Raw genomic sequence first — 17,410 nt, 5'->3', positions numbered from 1 at the left:
GAACAAACAGATTACAAAAAAAATAAACAGCCTCATTAAAAGAGACCGTTTATTTCTTATTTTCTATCTTTTTATCTTCTTCATTATTATTTTTTTGATTTACATTTAATCCATGCTTAATTCTTATTTTTTCTTCAATTTCTTGAGCTACTTTTATATTTTCTCTTAAGAACTCTTTTGCATTTTCTCTTCCTTGCCCAAGTTTATGTTCACCATAACTATACCAAGACCCCGATTTGCTGATAATTCCATCAGATACACCAACATCTAATAAGTTACCTTCTTTAGAAATACCCGTACCATACATTATATCAAATTCTGCAACTTTAAATGGTGGTGCAACTTTATTCTTAACTACTTTCACTCTTGTTCTATTTCCTATCATTTCATCACTTTGTTTTAATGTTTCAACCTTTCTTACATCTAATCTAACTGAAGCATAAAATTTCAAAGCTCGTCCACCTGGTGTAGTTTCAGGATTACCAAACATTACGCCAACTTTTTCTCTCAATTGATTAATAAATATAGCTATTGTATTAGATTTTTTTATTGCACCAGCTAGTTTCCTTAAAGCCTGCGACATAAGTCTAGCTTGTAAACCTACGTGACTATCCCCCATTTCTCCTTCTATTTCTGCTTTTGGAACTAAAGCTGCAACTGAATCTATTACTATTACATCAATCGCTCCACTTCTTACTAATGCCTCTGCAATTTCCAAAGCCTGCTCACCAGTATCAGGTTGTGACACGATAAGATTATCGATATCAACTCCAAGTCTTTTAGCATAACTTGGATCTAATGCATGTTCAGCATCAATAAACGCGGCAGAACCACCTTGTTTTTGAGCCTCTGCTATTACATGAAGTGCTACTGTTGTTTTACCAGAAGATTCTGGACCATAGATCTCTACAATCCTACCTCTTGGTAAACCACCTATACCTAAAGCAATATCTAAGCTTAATGCTCCTGTAGAAATCGCTTCAACATTAAGCTTAGAGTTTTCACCCAATTTCATAATAGAGCCTTTACCAAACTGCTTTTCAATTTGACTTATAGCCATTTCTAAAGCTTTTTTCTTTTCTAACATATCATTCCAGATAACTCTGGTTCACCTACCTTTCATTATTCGAACTTATGTTCTATTGTAATTATATAACAATTTTCATACGCAGTCAATCTTATTTTTTATAATCCATAGGAAATTATATGCCTTTTTCTAAGTTAATAATTTTAAACTATTTATTACCCGATAAATAAACATTTCTATTTTTATAAAGATAATCGAATCCCGAAATTAATGTAAAAATAACAGCCAAAGCAACAGATATCTTATCAAAAGGTATATTTATTAATCTAAAAGGGTAATTGTCCAATAACAAAGTTATTATAGCTACTATTTGCGATATTGTCTTGATTTTTCCCCACCAACTTGCTGCAATAGTAATACCTTCTGAAGCGGCCAATACCCTTAAACCTGTAATTGCAAATTCTCTTGCTATAATAAGTATTACAACCCAAGCTGATAATTTCCCTTTTTCAATTAGAGATATTAATGCAGCCGATACTAATAACTTATCAGCTAGAGGATCCATGAATTTCCCAAATTTAGTTACTTGATTTCTCTTTCTTGCTATATAACCGTCTAAACTATCTGTAAGAGCAGCCAGTATAAATATAAATGCTGCTATATATTCCCCATAGGGTATTTTGACTAATAGAAAAAACATAAAAACTGGAACTAAGAATATTCTTATTATAGTTAACTTATTTGCTAAATTCATGGTCTATCTCTCCTATTAAATCATATTCTAAACAATCAAATATTCTTACATTCACAAAACTACCTAAAGCTAAATAATGTTTACTGTGTATATAAACAAGTCCATCAATCTCTGGACTATCCATATAACTTCTTCCTAAATACATTAAACTATTTTCTGTTTTTTCAACTTCTTCTTCAACTAAAACCTTATAAATATCCCCTATCTTTTCTCTATTCTTTTCAAATGATATCTGCCTTTGTATTTCCATAATAATAGATTTTCTTTCCTCTTTTACGGACTCATCGACTTGACCTTCAAAATTAGCAGCTGGTGTACCTTCTTCTTTTGAATATGCAAAAACACCCAATCTATCAAACCTCATATTTTTTACAAATTCACATAATTCATTAAACTCTTGTTCCGTTTCACCTGGGAATCCTACAATTAATGTAGTTCTAATAACAATATTAGGTATTCTATTTCTAAGTTTCTCTATTAAATTTACTATGCTTTCTTTTGTTGTCTTTCTGTTCATCCTTTTCAAAATTCTATTATTTATATGTTGAATCGGTATATCTACATATTTAACAACTTTTTCATTTTTTCTTATACTATCTATAAGTTCATCTGTAAAGTCATCTGGATATAAGTATTGTAATCTAATCCATTCTAATCCTTTAATTTTATTTAATTCATCTAACAGCTTAGGTAATTTAACCTCATTATATAAATCCAACCCATATTTTGTAGTATCTTGCGCTATTAATATTATTTCTTTTTTCCCCATTTCAACCAACTTTTCAACTTCTTCAACAATTTTCTCTATAGGTCTGCTCCTATACTTACCTCTAATTTTAGGTATAATACAATAAGTACAGAAATTATTACACCCTTCAGCAATCTTTACATAAGCAGTTGGACCAGAAGAACTTATAAATCTAGGTAGGATATCATAATCAAAGTTATTTATCTCACCTGCCTTCAAAGTTCTTTTACCTTTTTCACTCTCTCTCATTATATTTACTATATCTTTTAAATTTCCTGTTCCAATAACTGCATCAACTTCTGGTAATTCTTTAAGAATCTCTTCTTTGTATCTTTCAGCTAAACAACCAGTTACAATTAGTTTCTTACACTTTCCTACTTTTTTGTACTCTCCTAGTTCTATTATTGTATCTATTGATTCTTCCTTAGCATCTTTAATAAAACCACAAGTATTAATTATTATGATATCTGCTTCATCTAAATCTTGTGTTAGTAAATATCCATTTTCTTTTATAATACCTAACATTATCTCAGAATCAACTAAATTTTTTGAACATCCCAAAGTTACTAATGATACTTTTGTATTCATCTGTGCTCTCCTTTCAATACTGTATTTTTAACAAAGTCTATAAGTTCATCTACTGCTTCTGACATATTTTCATATTCTATTATTCTATCAAAATGTTTTATTTTATCAATTGAATATTTATATAATGGATCATAATATTCAACCATTAATTCTTTTACTACATAATCAAAATTTCGTATTTTAACCTGTTCTACTAACTCTTCAACCTTATTACGTCCTAATCTTTTTTTTAGTTTATTAATCGAATCTATTATTAATTCTTCATTATAATTTTGTATATTAACATATTCATCAATTATATTTTTTATTCTATTATCTAAACTAGTTTTTATTAAAATATGATATCCGTTAATAATATCATTATAAAGAAAATCATGAATAACAACTTTACCAATTCTTTTGCTTTCACTTTCTACAAACATATAACTATTCTTTGCCTCTTTTAATTTTTTTAATAACATTGAATCAAATTTTTTCTGTGTACTTGATTCTTCTCTAAAGTATATATTACCAAAAACTGAACCACTATTTCTAGCTAAATACTCCAAATTCAGAACAGGTTCACCTCGTTTTTCTAACAGCGATAATATTTTTGTTTTTCCAGTCCCCGTATAACCATGTAAAACAATAAACTTAATTTTATTTTTATATGACTGCAACGTTTTCAAAACATAATGTCTATAACTCTTATAGCCACCTTCAATTAGAAAAACATCCAATCCCATTGCATCTAAAACTTTTGCTACAGAGTTGCTTCTCATTCCTCCTCTGTAACAAAACAATGCGATTTTTTTCCCATCTTTTTTTATCTTATTAGCTATAGAATAAAAATTTACTAATTTTTTTGATGCATATTCAAGACCTAAAACTTTTGCTTTTTCAACATCAACTTGTTTATAAATATATCCTATTTCTTCACGTTCTTCATCGGTTAGTATAGGTATATTAATAGCTTCAGGAATTGTATCAATTTTATATTCGCTTGGACTTCTTACATCTATATAAACTATATTATCTTTATCAATAATATCTTCTATCTTTACTACATTTATCATTAGTAACACCTCTTACTTAAAATATTATAGACTTAATCATTTAAATCTTCTTTTGTTACTAATACTTTTCTCGGCTTGCTTCCTTCATATCCACCAATTATACCTCTTTCCTCCATTTCATCAATAAGCCTAGCTGCTCTAGAATATCCAATTCTAAATTTTCTCTGTAACAATGATATAGATGCCTGTCCATGTTCTACAACTAGCTCGATAGCTTTCTGTAATAATTCATCTACAGTATCATCATTTTTTTCAGTTTTTTTATTAACACTTTCTAACAACTCATTTTCATAGTTTTCTTCATTATTATTATATTTTTTTAAATAAGCAACGATTCTTTCTACTTCTTTATCACTTATATAAGCTCCTTGAACCCTGATCGGCTTTGAAGCACCTACTGGATAATATAGCATATCTCCTTTACCTAAAAGTTTTTCTGCACCATTCATATCTAAAATCGTTCTTGAATCAGCTTGCGAAGATACAGCAAATGATATCCTTGAAGGTATATTTGCTTTTATAGTACCTGTTATAACATCAACAGACGGCCTCTGAGTTGCTATAATTAAATGAATACCAGCAGCTCTTGCCATCTGCGCTAACCTACATATACTTTCTTCTACTTCATTCGGTGCAACCATCATTAAATCAGCTAATTCATCAATAATTACTACAATTTGAGGCAGCTTCTTGTCGGTCTGTTCTTTATCAAGTTTTTTATTATAACTATGTAGATCTCTAACACCTAGTTCAGAAAACAGTTTGTATCTTCTTGTCATTTCATTTACAGCCCAATTTAATGCAAAAGAAGCTTTTTTGGGATCAGTAACAACAGGAATTAATAAATGTGGTATCCCGTTATATACACTTAATTCAACTACTTTGGGATCAATCATTAATAATTTTACCTCATCAGGTCTAGATTTATAAAGTATACTAACTATCAAAGTATTTATACAAACACTTTTACCGGAGCCAGTAGCACCTGCTATAAGTAAATGTGGCATCTTTTCTAAGTTTGCTACTATAGGATTTCCAGCTATATCCTGACCTAAAGCAAAAGGAATTTTAGTTTCTATATTCATATATTCTTTTGATAACAATACTTCTTTAATTTTAACATCTGACTTTATTTTATTTGGTACTTCAATACCTATTGCAGACTTACCTGGTATTGGTGCTTCTATTCTTATATCAGAAGATGCTAAACTTAATGCTAAATCATCAGCTAAATTTACAATTTTACTTACTTTAACACCAGGTGCTGGCTGTAATTCAAACCTAGTAATCGTCGGCCCCTTACTAACTTGTATAACTTTTGCTTTAATACCAAAATCCAACAATGTCCTCTCTAGTTTTTTTACATTGTTAATTATTTCTGTTTTATCATTTGTCATTTGTTGTTTAGTAACATTATCTAATAAATCGATACTTGGCAATTTAAAGTTTTCCAAGACATTAGTACCCTTATCTTGTGCTCTATTAATATCATAATTAACATTATCTTTTATAAGTCTAGATTCATTATCATGTTGCTCTTCAATATCTTTTGTAAAATCTAATATCTTTATTTTTTCTTCGATTTCATTTTCATTTAATATAAATTTCTTTTTATCTTCATCTTCTTTTTTAATGTTCTCTATAATATCTATTCTTCGTTCTTTATTTAAATCAACTGCATATTTATTGTTTTTAAATATCTTAGTAAAAAATTTTTTTACTAATAAACAACATTTGTTTAATATTTTAACATAGCTAATTTTTATTAAAAGAGACAATAAAATTAATATTGTAGATATTAATACAATATATGAACCTAATAAACCAAACAATTTTAATAATATAAATGCAAAAAAAGCACCTAATAATCCTCCACCGTACATATTGTCAGCATAAACAATAGATATTTTTATTTTTTCAGCTAAACTTATATTTTCTATTGATGGGAAAGCTCTCAATTCAAATAAAGTTAATAAACATAAATACAGCATCAGCAAATATATTATTTTTTTAGTACGACTATTATTAAATTTATTGAAAAGAAACAATATACCTATAATCAAAATTAATGCAGGAAATAGCACGCTACCAACACCTGTTAATTTTAATATTTTATCTCTAATCACGTGATTAATATAACCATTCGAATAATTATATAAACTTGTAAACATTAATATAGAAACCGTTATTATTATAATCCCTAAAATTTCCTTACTTATGCTATCAATGCTTTTGCTGCTTCTATTTTTTTTATTTTTAGTTTTCTTATTCTTTTTATTATTTATTTTTGCCAATATAACCACCTCATAGAATAATTCTACAAAGTTTATAATAAACCTTTATTTATATAATCTATTTTATCAGTTCAAGCAAAATAACAATCAAACCCAAAAACCACACATAATATGAGAAATAATATAATTTCCCCTTTTCTAATATTTTAATTAAAAACTTTATTGAAAAAATACCTGTTATACAAGATGATAAAATACCAACTATTACTATCAAAAAACTTACATCTGACAAACTATTAGCAGTTAAAGTTTTAGATAATTCTAATAAAGACGCACCAAAAGTTGCTGGTAACGCTAATAAAAAAGAAAATCTAGTAGCATTCTTTTTATTTAATCCCATGAACAGTCCACCTACTATTGTAGAACCTGACCTAGATAAACCAGGAGTTATTGCCATCCCTTGAAATGTTCCTATTACAAGAGCATCTTTGATTGTCATTTTACGAATAGATTTTTTACCAGACTTTATTCTCTCAGCAGCCCAAAGTAATATTCCAGTAAATATTAAAGCTAAACCTATAATTATAGTTGTATTATAGAAACTTTCAAAAATATCTTCTAATAAAATTCCCATCAATGCTGTTGGTATTGAACCAATGATAATCATTATACCCAATTTTCTATATTCATTGTTTATTTCTATTTTCTTATCTTTTAATAACTCAACAATAAATTTGATAAACTCACTTATTATACTAACTATATCTTTAAAATATACAATAAAAATCGATATTAACGTCCCAAAATGCAGCATTACTGTAAAAAAAAGATTGCCTTCATCAATACCAAAGAGCTTCTGTAATAAGACTAAATGACCTGAACTACTGATTGGCAAAAACTCCGTAATACCCTGGAATATTCCTAAAAAAATTGCTTTTAATAAAGACATATTATGACCCCCTTCTTAAATATAAAAAGTAAAAAGTGTTGATGTTAATATTAATGCTAAAATAAACATACTTTAACACTTTCACTCAAGTAATTATAACATATTTTACATATATATACTATTCTAATTACTCACTTCTAAATTCATTAATCATAGATTTTAATTTACTTAACGCTTTATTCAAACCTCCCACTTCATCAATTAAACCATATTTAACTGCTTCTTCACCAATTAATATAGTACCTACATCATTAGCAATTTCATCTGTATCATACATAAACCTTAAGAAAGTTTCTTTATTAATTTTAGATGTTCTTAAAACAAAGTCAATAATTCTCTGCTGCATTTTTTGAAAATATCTAAATGTTTGCGGCACTCCTATAACAAGACCTGTCATTCTAATCGGATGTATAGTCATTGTTGCTGTTGGAACTATAAAAGAATAATCACTTGATGTAGCTAGAGGAACTCCAATACTATGACTACCTCCTAAAACTAAAGATACCTTAGGTTTGCTTATACTATTTATCATCTCTGCGATAGCCAATCCCGCCTCTACATCACCACCTACCGTATTTAATATAATCAGAAGTCCTTTTATTTTAGGATTCTGTTCTACACTAACTAACTGAGGCATAATATGTTCATATTTAGTCGCTTTTTTCTGAGGAGGTGCTACCACATGTCCTTCGATCTCCCCAATTATATTTAATATGTGTATATCAATTGGTAAATCTGGACTTCTTTGAACCCCTAATTCCTTAATGTTTTCAGTTATTTCTGCATCTTTATCCTTTTTCTCATTCTCTTCAGTATCATTTGTTGACATAATTATATTATCGTTAAATTTATGCTCGTTACAATGATTTTCTAAAAACTTTTTACTATTCATGATTTAACTCCTTCCAATTTTAATTATAGAATCTTGCTAATAATATTTTTTACTGTAAAATTATTTATATACAAAATCGAGCAGATAGAAGCCATGAATAAATTCACTGTTACCATAAACCTTTTGAATTAGAAGGCATGTATGGAAAAGTTATGAAAAATAAAATTTAACCCACGATGTAAAAAATCGTGGGTTTGTCATTCTACTCTTTATCTAAATTAAATTCCTTATGCAAAACTTTAATTGCTTTATGTGCATCTTTCTCTTTTATTAAACACCAAATAGTTGTATGTGAATCAGAGGTTTGCAATATGTTTATTCCCTCATTAGATAATGCATTTACAATTTTAGCCATTACACCAGGTACTCCTCTCATTCTATTACCAATAATGCTCAATTTACAACAATTATCAATTAAATCATATTTTATGTTACTTCTATCAAGTATTTTCTTTAACTTACATAAATCTTTCTTATCTATAGTAAATATTTTTCTATCTAATAATAAGTTAATTAAGTCAAGACTTATATTATTTTCAGCAATTTCATTTATTAACTTCTGCATTTTCTTTTCATTCCCATTTGAATAAATAATAATCTGAACTCTTTCATTCTTATGTGTAATAGCAGTAATGATATTATCTTTATTCTTATCTATTGAATTATAAGTATCAGAATAAGTAATTAAAGTACCTTCACATTCGTTTAAAGTATTTTTTATAATGATTTTTAAATTTGCTCTCTCCGCAATTTCAACTGCTTTTGGATGAATTACTTTTGCTCCATTCTCTGCCAACTGATAAACCTCAGAATAACATATTTTTTCAATTAATTTTGCTTCTGGTACGATTCTTGGGTCGGCAGTCATTATACCATCAACATCTGTATATATTTCAACAACTTCACTCTTTAAAGCTTCACCTAAAATGACCGCTGTCGTATCACTACCACCTCTACCTAAAGTCGTAATCTCACCATTTTCATCCGCTCCTTGAAATCCAGCTACGATTACAATTTTATTCTGCGAAAGATGTTTTATAATTTTTTCAGGATTAACAGAAATTACATTTGCTTCACCATAGTTTGAATCTGTTACTATTCCAGCTTGTTGACCAGTAAGTACGATGCTCTCATACCCTCTTCTATTAATATGATCCGATAGAACGATAGCCGATATTACTTCACCACATGACATTAATAAATCCAAATCCCTTTTACTTATATTTCGTTTATCTACGAGACTTATAAGTGAATCTGTAGCATACGGATCTCCTTTTCGTCCCATCGCTGACACTACTACAACTACATTGTACCCTTTGCTGAATTTATCAATTATTTTTTTCACTACTTTCTCCCTATTTTCAAATGTCGAAACCGAAGTTCCTCCAAATTTCTGAATTAAAATCCTCATAATTTCACCCCAAATATAAACTAAGTATATTATATCATATTAATTTTTTAACTCTACTCACTTTATAATATGAACATAATATTAATATTGTTAATATTAATTTTCATCTAATTCAATTATTATCATATCATTACCAATCTTTCTAATTGCTTCCCATGGAATCTCGATTTCTGTACGATTTCTTAAAATATTCAATTGTAATGAATTATCTGGGACAATTAAATATTTTATCTTACCTGTTTTTTCATCTATTACTAAATCTGAATCGGCTACCATACCTAGTCTACCACCATCATTCAAATTAACAATTTCTTTTCCCCCTAATTTACTTAACCTCATAAAAATCCCCCTAATTTTTTTTATAATCCATAGGAAATTATAAACTGCATTAATTTGTGGATAATTTTAAATATAATTTCCGTTTATGGATTTCAATAAAATCTTCCTTATTTATTTAAATCGAAGATTCTATTTTTTTATAATTTTATGCACTATTTAAGTAAATATTCATAAATATTAACTAAATACCAGTATGTCCAAAGCCTCCACTACCTCTTTCAGTATCATCTAATACTTCTACTTCTTTAAATTCAGCTTTTTCATATTTTACAAAAACAAGTTGTGCAATTCTATCCCCTGGTTTTATTACAAATTCTTTATCTCCAAAATTTATCAATATTACCTTTATCTCTCCTCTATAATCGCTATCTACAGTCCCTATTCCATTAGCTAGTCCAATTCCATATTTTAAAGCTAAACCGCTTCTAGCTCTTATTTGTCCCTCATACCCTTCAGGAATTGATAAATAGATTCCTGTTGGTATCAATAATCTTTCCATAGGTTTGAGTACTACATCTTTATCAATATTAGCAAATAAATCAATCCCTGATGCTCCTTTAGTTTTATAATCTGGGATTGGAAACTTGCTTTTATTGACTATTTTCACTATCATATTTACACCTCTTTTTTCTATAATTTTAACTTATTATTTAAAGTATATAATTTCCTATGGATTATTAAAAAAATAAAGATTACTAGAAACTAGTAATCTAGCCAAGAATCTTTTTAAAATCATTTTCAATTTGATAATTATTTACATCACCTACAAATGAAATATTAAGTTTATTAAAATCCAAAACTTCTTTTGCCATATTTTCAACATCTTCTTTATGCACATTATCAATCATCTTTAGAATTTCTTTTGGCTCATACATTTTTCCATATAAAAGTTCTGATTTACCCATAGAAGACATTCTGCTAGATGTACTTTCAAGTCCTAAAATATAATTTCCCTTTAATTGCTGTTTAGATTTATATACTTCATCTGATGTTAATCCGCCGTTCTTTATTTTATCCATTTCTTCTTTTATCAATTGTAAAACAGTAGTTACATAATTAGGATTTAAACCTGCATAAATTGTAAACATCCCTGTATCTTTATAAGATGATGGATATGAATATATTGAATAGGCTAATCCTCTCTCTTCTCTAATTTTTTGAAATAGCCTTGAACTCATACTCCCACCAAAAATATTATTCAATACCATAAGATAATACATTTCATTTGTTCCTTGAGGTACTCCTTTCATACCAAGACAAAGATGTAATTGTTCAGTATTTTTAGTTTTCCCCATAACCCTCCCATAAAACATAGGAGGATGCTGCTTTCTTTCTTTTTTTTCTACTGGAACCCAGTTTGAAAAATATTTAGATATTAATTTTATTATTTTATCCGTATTAAAATTACCTGCTATAGATACAACAGTATTATTAGGTGTATAATACTGTCTATAATAATTTAATATGTCTTTTCTATCGATTTTCTCTAAAATATCTCTATTGCCTAAAATTGGATAAGCTAGAGGATGCCCATCAAACATAGTTTGACAAATTAAATCATGTACTAAATCTTCAGGTGAATCTTCATACATATTAATTTCTTCAAGTACTACATTCTTCTCTTTAATAATATCTTCTTCATCAAATTTCGAATTAAAAATCATATCAGCTAATACATCGACTGCTAAAGGTAAATGTTCATCTAAAACTTTAGCATAAAAACAAGTACATTCTTTGCTAGTAAAAGCATTTAATTGTCCTCCTACACTATCTATACTTTCTGCAATTTGTTTAGCAGTCCTATTTTCAGTTCCTTTAAACAACATATGTTCAATAAAATGTGATATTCCATTATTATTTTGATCCTCAAATCGAGAACCTGTTTCAATCCAAATCCCTATTGAAACAGACTTTACATAAGGTATATTTTCTGTTACTATTCTTAGACCATTTTCTAATACTATCTTATTAAACATCTCTTCCTCCTATAGTTTGCTATTGCTTATCTTTGTCTATTATAGAACAGTTTAATAATTATTTCAATAATATCATTAATTTTTTATAACATCATTTACTCTACCTATTTTGTACCCCTCTCTTTTTAATGATTCTATAATCACTGGTAGTGCTTTAATAGTTTCTTTTTTAGGATGCATTAATACTATGGCTGAATTATGTGATTTATTAACAACTCTTTTAATAATCTTTTCTTTAGTACTGTCATCTCTCCAATCAATTGTATCTATACTCCACATTATTATTTTATAATTCAAATCTTCAGCTGCTCTTATTGTATGCTTATTATATGCTCCTGATGGAGGTGCAAAATATTTAGGCTTTACTCCAATAACATTATAGATAATTTTTTCAGCCTCTAATATTTGTTTTCTATTAGATTCGTAATTTAACTTACTATAATCTTTATGTAAATATCCATGATTACCTATTTCATGACCGTGTAAATATATTTCTCTAAGTAATTCATTATTATTTTTTGCCCATCTTCCTGTAACAAAAAATGTTATTTTTATATCATATGTATCAAAAATATTTAACATTGGCTTAATATATTCATTGCCCCAATCTACATTACAAGCAAATGCAATAATTTTTTCGTTAATATTGCCTTTATAGAAGACATCATTATTATTAAAAGTTTCTTTGCTATTACCATATAGTGTCTTAAACAATAGAATAGAAGCGCCTATTATTAATAGTATTAATATTAATATAAAAAATTTTATAATTGTTTCATATTTAATATAATAGATTTTCATACAATACCCCCTTTTTATTACTATCTTATTCAAAAAAAAGTAATTTTATCAAAAAAGAACAAAATCTTCGATTTGAATAAATCAAGGAAGATTTTGCCCTAATCTATTACGGAAATTATATTTAAAATTATCCACAATTTAATAACGTATAATAATTTCCTATAGATTATAAAAAAAAGACATAAACCATATCTTGGCTCATGTCTTATTTTTCATCATTTTCATTAGGTAATGCGTCTTTTCTTGATAAGTTTATTCTTCCTTGCTTGTCAATATCAATTACCTTAACCAAAATTTCATCTCCTACAGATAAAACATCTTCAACTTTGTCAACTCTTTGCTTAGCTATATTCGAAATATGAACAAGTCCTTCTTTACCAGGCCAAATCTCAACAAAAGCTCCAAAAGGTGCTAATCTAATTACTTTTCCTAAATATATTTCACCAACATTAACTTCTCTTACAATATCTTCTATCATTTTTATTGCTTTTTTACCTTTTTCTATATCAGTTGAAGCTACCATTACTCTTCCATTATCTTCAATATCTATTTTAACCCCTGTTTCCTCGATAATTTTATTTATCATTTTACCGCCTGGTCCAATAATTTCTCTAATTTTATCTGGATTAACGTTTATAGTTAATATCCTAGGTGCATAAGGTGAAAGCTCTTCTCTAGGTTTAGAAATAACTTGATTCATCTTTTCAAGAATATATAATCTACCTTGTTTAGCTCTTTCTAATGCTTCTTTTAATATCTCTCTTCCTATACCAGGTATTTTAATATCCATTTGTATTGCTGTAATACCATCCTTTGTACCAGCTACTTTAAAATCCATATCTCCAAGAAAATCTTCTAATCCTTGTATATCAGTCAATATAACAACTTTTTCTTCAGATTTAATTAGTCCCATAGCTATTCCTGCAACTGGCTTCTTGATTGGAACACCCGCATCAAGTAAAGCTAAAGTACTACCACAAACACTAGCTTGTGAAGTTGAACCATTAGAACTTAAAACCTCTGAAACTAGCCTAATTGTATATGGAAACTCTTCTTCACTAGGAATTACTGGTTCTAACGCCCTTTCTGCTAAAGCTCCATGTCCAATTTCTCTTCTTCCAGGTCCTCTTAAGAATCTAGTTTCACCAACACTATATGGTGGGAAATTATAATGATGCATATATCTTTTGGATTCTTCATCTGTTAACCCATCTAAAATTTGTACATCTCCTGGTGCCCCTAATGTTGCTATTGTCAGTACTTGTGTCTGTCCTCTTGTAAACAATCCTGATCCATGCGTTCTTGGTAGCAATCCGACTTCACAACTTATCGGTCTAATTTCATCTACTTTTCTATTATCTGGTCTTATTCCTTTTTCTAAAATTAATTTTCTCACCTGTTCTTTTGTTATATTATAAATTGTTTCTTCTATATCCTTCTGATTTTCAGGATATTTTTCTAGGAAATAATTCATTGTTTCTTGACTAACTTTATCCATTTTCTCAAGACGTTCTTGTTTATCAACCGTTTGAATTGCTTCTATCATTTTTTCTGTTGCATATTCTCTTACTTCTTTTTCTATAACCTCATCTACTTTATATAAAATTACTTCTTGTTTTTCTTTGCCTACTTCAGCTACAATACCGTCAATAAATTCACATATTTTCTTTATTTCTTCATGAGCTAACATTATTGCATCAAGCATAACATCTTCAGTAACTTCTTTTGCACCTGCTTCAACCATCATTATAGCTTCTTTAGTTCCAGATACTATTAAATTCATAATTGACTTTTCTCTTTGCTCACTTGTAGGATTAATAATAAACTCACCATCTATCAACCCTACTGAAACAGAGCCTGTTGGCCCATTAAAAGGTATATCTGAAATTGATAAGGCTACTGATGATCCTATCATAGCTACTATATCAGGAGTACAATCTTGATCAACTGATAATACAGTTGCTATAATCTGAACATCATTTCTATAACCTTTTGGAAACAATGGTCGTATTGGTCTATCTATTAGTCTAGAAGTCAATATAGCTTTTTCACTCGGTTTACCTTCTCTTTTTATAAAACCTCCAGGTATCTTACCTACAGCATATAATCTTTCTTCAAAATCTACGCTTAATGGGAAAAAGTCTATACCTTCTCTAGGTTCTTTAGATGCAACTGCAGTAACCAAAACTACTGTATCACCATAACGAACTAAACAGGCTCCATTAGCTTGCTCTGCAACTTTCCCAATAGAAATAGAAAGTTTTCTTTCCGCTAATGTATATTCAAAAATTTTTTCTTCCATATTCTACCTCCTTTTCTGTTTAATTTCTTGACATCTTTATATTATATCCTTAATTACAAAAATAATCCAGAACAAATGATAAAATAATAGAGCGGGCTCCCCCGCTCATAAATTATTTTCTTAAACCTAATCGTTCTATCAAGTTTCGATATCTCTCAATATCATTCTTTTGTAAATAATTCAATAATCCCCTTCTCTTTCCAACCATTTTAAGTAATCCTCTTCTTGAATGGTAATCCTTCTTATGAACTTTTAAATGCTCATTTAACTTATTAATTTGATAAGTTAAAATAGCAATTTGAACTTCTGGGGATCCAGTATCAGTATCATGTAATCTGTACTCTTCAATTATCCTTGTTTTTTCTTCTTTACTTAAAGCCATAAAAACACCTCCAATTATTTTTTTACACCTTTAGCCAAGACTAACGCCGGAGATACGTTATTCTTAGCAAAAGGAGCCCAACACTGGTTAGTTTAACATAAAACTTTGATTTTGTAAATATCTAATTAACATTTTTTAAAGCCTTTATATCTAATTTTACCTGTTCTATAAGTTCACTTACATCATCAAACTTTTTTTCTTCTCTTATAAAATCTATAAATTCAATTAAAATCGTCTTACCATATATATTTTGACTATAATCTAATATATGTGTTTCTATATTTAAATTTTCTCCACTAAAAGTCGGATTAAATCCAATATTGGTTATACTTAAAAACTTATTACCGTCAATTATTGTGTTAGTCTTATAAACACCTACTTTTGGAATAACGATATTTGAGTCAAATAAAATATTAGCTGTTGGAAATCCTAATTTCCTACCAATACCACGACCTTTAATTACTTTACCTTCTATTGAATATCGCCTTCCTAATAGTTTACTAGCTAAACTCACTTTCCCATCTTTAATAAGCTCTCTAATTTGAGTACTACTAACAAGTATATTATCTTTTGTTATTGGAGGAACAACAATAACATCAAAGTTGTATTTTGCTCCCATTTCTTTCAAATACTGCACATCACCTTTAGCTAAATAACCAAATCTAAAATTAAAACCAACAACTACTTTTCTTGCATTTAATATGTCTACTAATATTTTTTCAATAAATTCTAATGGAGTAAAGTGCATTAATGTTTCTGTAAATTGAACTATATATAGAAGCTCAACACCTAATTCTTTAAAAAGAGCTATTTTTCTATTTTTGCTAATTAATATTTTAGGTGTATTCCTACCTTTTATCGTACTAGTCGTATGATTATCAAATGTAAACACAGTACTAACTAGACTCTCTTTTTTTGCAATATCAACTGTTTGCTTAATTAAAGTTTGATGTCCTATATGTAATCCATCAAAATTGCCTAATGCAACAACAGTTGGTTTTACCGATTTGCTTATAAGTTTTTTTACAATTTCCATAAAAAATCACCTTTATATCAGAACCTTCTCCATCTTAATATATTTTTTACCTCTATCAATTATAACTTTTCCTACTCCAATAAACTCATTATTACAATAAACTCTTATTAAATCAAAGTGGTTATATCTACAATTATCAAATTTTGCTTTATTTATAGATATGCTACCACCATTTACTAAACTCTTATAATATTTACCTTCAAAATTAATTGATTCAAACTTTTCTAATGCATAATCAATTGGTTTAATAATAGTATTAATTTTACCATAACGCGATAATTCTTCTATCTCCTCTATTGTGAAAGAATCACAAATACTGAAATTGCCTACTCTTGTCCTCAACAAAAAAGACATATAACCATAAGTATTCAAATAATCTCCAATATCATTACATAATGTTCTTATATACGTACCTTTAGAACATTTAACATCAAATAAAACTTTTTTGCAATCTTTTATATTAACTATTTTTATATCATGTATAATAACCTTTCTTGGTTTTCTAGATATTTCGATACCACTACGTGCTAATTCATATAATTTCTTACCTTTATATTTTACAGCTGAAAACATAGGAGGTATCTGTTCAATTTCTCCAATAAAATTATCAAATGCTTTTATTATATCTGATTCAGTTACTTCATTGCTCGATCTACAAATAATATTACCATATTTATCTTGAGTATCTGTTTTATAACCTAAAGTTATTTCTGCTCTATATTCTTTAATTTTATCAACTAAATACTCTGAAATTCTAGTAGCTTTTCCTAAACATACAGGTAGGACACCTGCAGCATTTGGATCAAGTGTACCAGTGTGCCCTACCTTTTTTATTTTTAATGTTTTTCTAATAAAGTTCACTACATCATGAGAAGACATTCCTGTAGGTTTTAATACATTAATCAAGCCATTCATC

Annotated in this window: 16 protein-coding genes; all 16 read right to left on the bottom strand. The window is 28.3% G+C overall.

Annotated features, from left to right (window positions below):
- Nucleotides 1–49 precede the first annotated feature (49 nt).
- The 16 genes from recA to truB all read right to left on the bottom strand — a co-directional run bounded on the left by recA (nt 50) and on the right by truB (nt 17,409).
- A complete protein-coding gene (gene recA, locus AB4Y15_RS04455) occupies nt 50–1,087 on the bottom strand; it encodes a recombinase RecA (RefSeq protein ID WP_427338715.1) in 1,038 nt (345 codons plus the stop codon).
- Nucleotides 1,088–1,235: 148 nt separating this feature from the next.
- Nucleotides 1,236–1,781: a CDP-diacylglycerol--glycerol-3-phosphate 3-phosphatidyltransferase gene (gene pgsA, locus AB4Y15_RS04450; protein ID WP_427338713.1), complete on the bottom strand. Its 546-nt coding sequence runs from the start codon at nt 1,779–1,781 to the stop codon at nt 1,236–1,238.
- Nucleotides 1,765–3,117 carry a 30S ribosomal protein S12 methylthiotransferase RimO gene (gene rimO, locus AB4Y15_RS04445; protein ID WP_427338712.1) on the bottom strand — a complete coding sequence of 451 codons (1,353 nt, stop codon included), beginning with the start codon at nt 3,115–3,117 and terminating at the stop codon, nt 1,765–1,767. The genes pgsA and rimO overlap by 17 nt, the downstream gene beginning before the upstream one ends.
- Nucleotides 3,114–4,172 carry a tRNA 2-selenouridine(34) synthase MnmH gene (gene mnmH, locus AB4Y15_RS04440; protein ID WP_427338711.1) on the bottom strand — a complete coding sequence of 353 codons (1,059 nt, stop codon included), beginning with the start codon at nt 4,170–4,172 and terminating at the stop codon, nt 3,114–3,116. Before mnmH ends, rimO begins: the two co-directional genes overlap by 4 nt.
- A 32-nt stretch (nt 4,173–4,204) precedes the next feature.
- Nucleotides 4,205–6,466: a DNA translocase FtsK gene (locus tag AB4Y15_RS04435; RefSeq protein ID WP_427338710.1), complete on the bottom strand. Its 2,262-nt coding sequence runs from the start codon at nt 6,464–6,466 to the stop codon at nt 4,205–4,207.
- A gap of 58 nt (nt 6,467–6,524) precedes the next feature.
- Complete coding sequence (uppP, locus tag AB4Y15_RS04430) at nt 6,525–7,355, bottom strand: undecaprenyl-diphosphatase UppP (RefSeq protein ID WP_427338709.1); 831 nt, start codon at nt 7,353–7,355, stop codon at nt 6,525–6,527.
- A gap of 127 nt (nt 7,356–7,482) precedes the next feature.
- Entirely contained in the window at nt 7,483–8,247 is a 765-nt protein-coding gene (locus tag AB4Y15_RS04425) for a ClpP family protease (RefSeq protein ID WP_427338708.1), read from the bottom strand.
- A gap of 202 nt (nt 8,248–8,449) precedes the next feature.
- The gene (gene dapG / locus AB4Y15_RS04420) at nt 8,450–9,658 is read right to left on the bottom strand and encodes an aspartate kinase (protein WP_427338707.1); all 1,209 of its coding nucleotides are present in this window, start codon (nt 9,656–9,658) and stop codon (nt 8,450–8,452) included.
- A 96-nt stretch (nt 9,659–9,754) separates the two neighbouring features.
- Nucleotides 9,755–9,997 carry a YlmC/YmxH family sporulation protein gene (locus tag AB4Y15_RS04415; RefSeq protein ID WP_163234311.1) on the bottom strand — a complete coding sequence of 81 codons (243 nt, stop codon included), beginning with the start codon at nt 9,995–9,997 and terminating at the stop codon, nt 9,755–9,757.
- A gap of 181 nt (nt 9,998–10,178) precedes the next feature.
- Nucleotides 10,179–10,610, bottom strand: a complete 432-nt coding sequence (gene dut, locus AB4Y15_RS04410; RefSeq protein WP_427338706.1) for a dUTP diphosphatase — start codon at nt 10,608–10,610, stop codon at nt 10,179–10,181.
- A 97-nt stretch (nt 10,611–10,707) separates the two neighbouring features.
- A complete protein-coding gene (locus tag AB4Y15_RS04405) occupies nt 10,708–11,973 on the bottom strand; it encodes a M16 family metallopeptidase (protein ID WP_427338705.1) in 1,266 nt (421 codons plus the stop codon).
- A gap of 75 nt (nt 11,974–12,048) precedes the next feature.
- Nucleotides 12,049–12,774 (bottom strand): polysaccharide deacetylase family protein, encoded by a 726-nt coding sequence (locus AB4Y15_RS04400; protein ID WP_427338704.1) that lies wholly within the window; start codon nt 12,772–12,774, stop codon nt 12,049–12,051.
- Nucleotides 12,775–12,979: 205 nt separating this feature from the next.
- On the bottom strand, nt 12,980–15,076 hold the full coding sequence (locus AB4Y15_RS04395; protein ID WP_427338703.1) for a polyribonucleotide nucleotidyltransferase: 2,097 nt from the start codon (nt 15,074–15,076) through the stop codon (nt 12,980–12,982).
- A gap of 112 nt (nt 15,077–15,188) precedes the next feature.
- Nucleotides 15,189–15,458: a 30S ribosomal protein S15 gene (gene rpsO / locus AB4Y15_RS04390; RefSeq protein WP_035162695.1), complete on the bottom strand. Its 270-nt coding sequence runs from the start codon at nt 15,456–15,458 to the stop codon at nt 15,189–15,191.
- Nucleotides 15,459–15,579: 121 nt separating this feature from the next.
- The gene (locus AB4Y15_RS04385) at nt 15,580–16,494 is read right to left on the bottom strand and encodes a bifunctional riboflavin kinase/FAD synthetase (RefSeq protein ID WP_427338702.1); all 915 of its coding nucleotides are present in this window, start codon (nt 16,492–16,494) and stop codon (nt 15,580–15,582) included.
- Nucleotides 16,495–16,506: 12 nt separating this feature from the next.
- Nucleotides 16,507–17,409, bottom strand: coding sequence for a tRNA pseudouridine(55) synthase TruB (gene truB / locus AB4Y15_RS04380; RefSeq protein WP_427338701.1), 903 nt, complete (start codon nt 17,407–17,409; stop codon nt 16,507–16,509).
- Nucleotide 17,410: the final 1 nt, after the last annotated feature.

This window comes from Caloranaerobacter longqiensis (assembly GCF_050286925.1).
Taxonomy (GTDB): domain Bacteria; phylum Bacillota; class Clostridia; order Tissierellales; family Thermohalobacteraceae; genus Caloranaerobacter.
Note: the sequence above shows the minus strand (reverse complement) of the source record. Positions and strands in the feature narration are given on the sequence as shown.

Bases quoted from the DNA above. Each gene is read 5' to 3' on its own strand.
- dapG (WP_427338707.1), bottom strand. From the start codon at position 9,658: ATGAGGATTTTAATTCAGAAATTTGGAGGAACTTCGGTTTCGACATTT.
- rpsO (WP_035162695.1), bottom strand. From the start codon at position 15,458: ATGGCTTTAAGTAAAGAAGAAAAAACAAGGATAATTGAAGAGTACAGA.
- recA (WP_427338715.1), bottom strand. From the start codon at position 1,087: ATGTTAGAAAAGAAAAAAGCTTTAGAAATGGCTATAAGTCAAATTGAA.
- AB4Y15_RS04385 (WP_427338702.1), bottom strand. From the start codon at position 16,494: ATGGAAATTGTAAAAAAACTTATAAGCAAATCGGTAAAACCAACTGTT.
- uppP (WP_427338709.1), bottom strand. From the start codon at position 7,355: ATGTCTTTATTAAAAGCAATTTTTTTAGGAATATTCCAGGGTATTACG.
- rimO (WP_427338712.1), bottom strand. From the start codon at position 3,117: ATGAATACAAAAGTATCATTAGTAACTTTGGGATGTTCAAAAAATTTA.
- AB4Y15_RS04425 (WP_427338708.1), bottom strand. From the start codon at position 8,247: ATGAATAGTAAAAAGTTTTTAGAAAATCATTGTAACGAGCATAAATTT.
- AB4Y15_RS04405 (WP_427338705.1), bottom strand. From the start codon at position 11,973: ATGTTTAATAAGATAGTATTAGAAAATGGTCTAAGAATAGTAACAGAA.
- AB4Y15_RS04415 (WP_163234311.1), bottom strand. From the start codon at position 9,997: ATGAGGTTAAGTAAATTAGGGGGAAAAGAAATTGTTAATTTGAATGAT.
- dut (WP_427338706.1), bottom strand. From the start codon at position 10,610: ATGATAGTGAAAATAGTCAATAAAAGCAAGTTTCCAATCCCAGATTAT.
- truB (WP_427338701.1), bottom strand. From the start codon at position 17,409: ATGAATGGCTTGATTAATGTATTAAAACCTACAGGAATGTCTTCTCAT.
- AB4Y15_RS04395 (WP_427338703.1), bottom strand. From the start codon at position 15,076: ATGGAAGAAAAAATTTTTGAATATACATTAGCGGAAAGAAAACTTTCT.
- pgsA (WP_427338713.1), bottom strand. From the start codon at position 1,781: ATGAATTTAGCAAATAAGTTAACTATAATAAGAATATTCTTAGTTCCA.
- AB4Y15_RS04400 (WP_427338704.1), bottom strand. From the start codon at position 12,774: ATGAAAATCTATTATATTAAATATGAAACAATTATAAAATTTTTTATA.
- mnmH (WP_427338711.1), bottom strand. From the start codon at position 4,172: ATGATAAATGTAGTAAAGATAGAAGATATTATTGATAAAGATAATATA.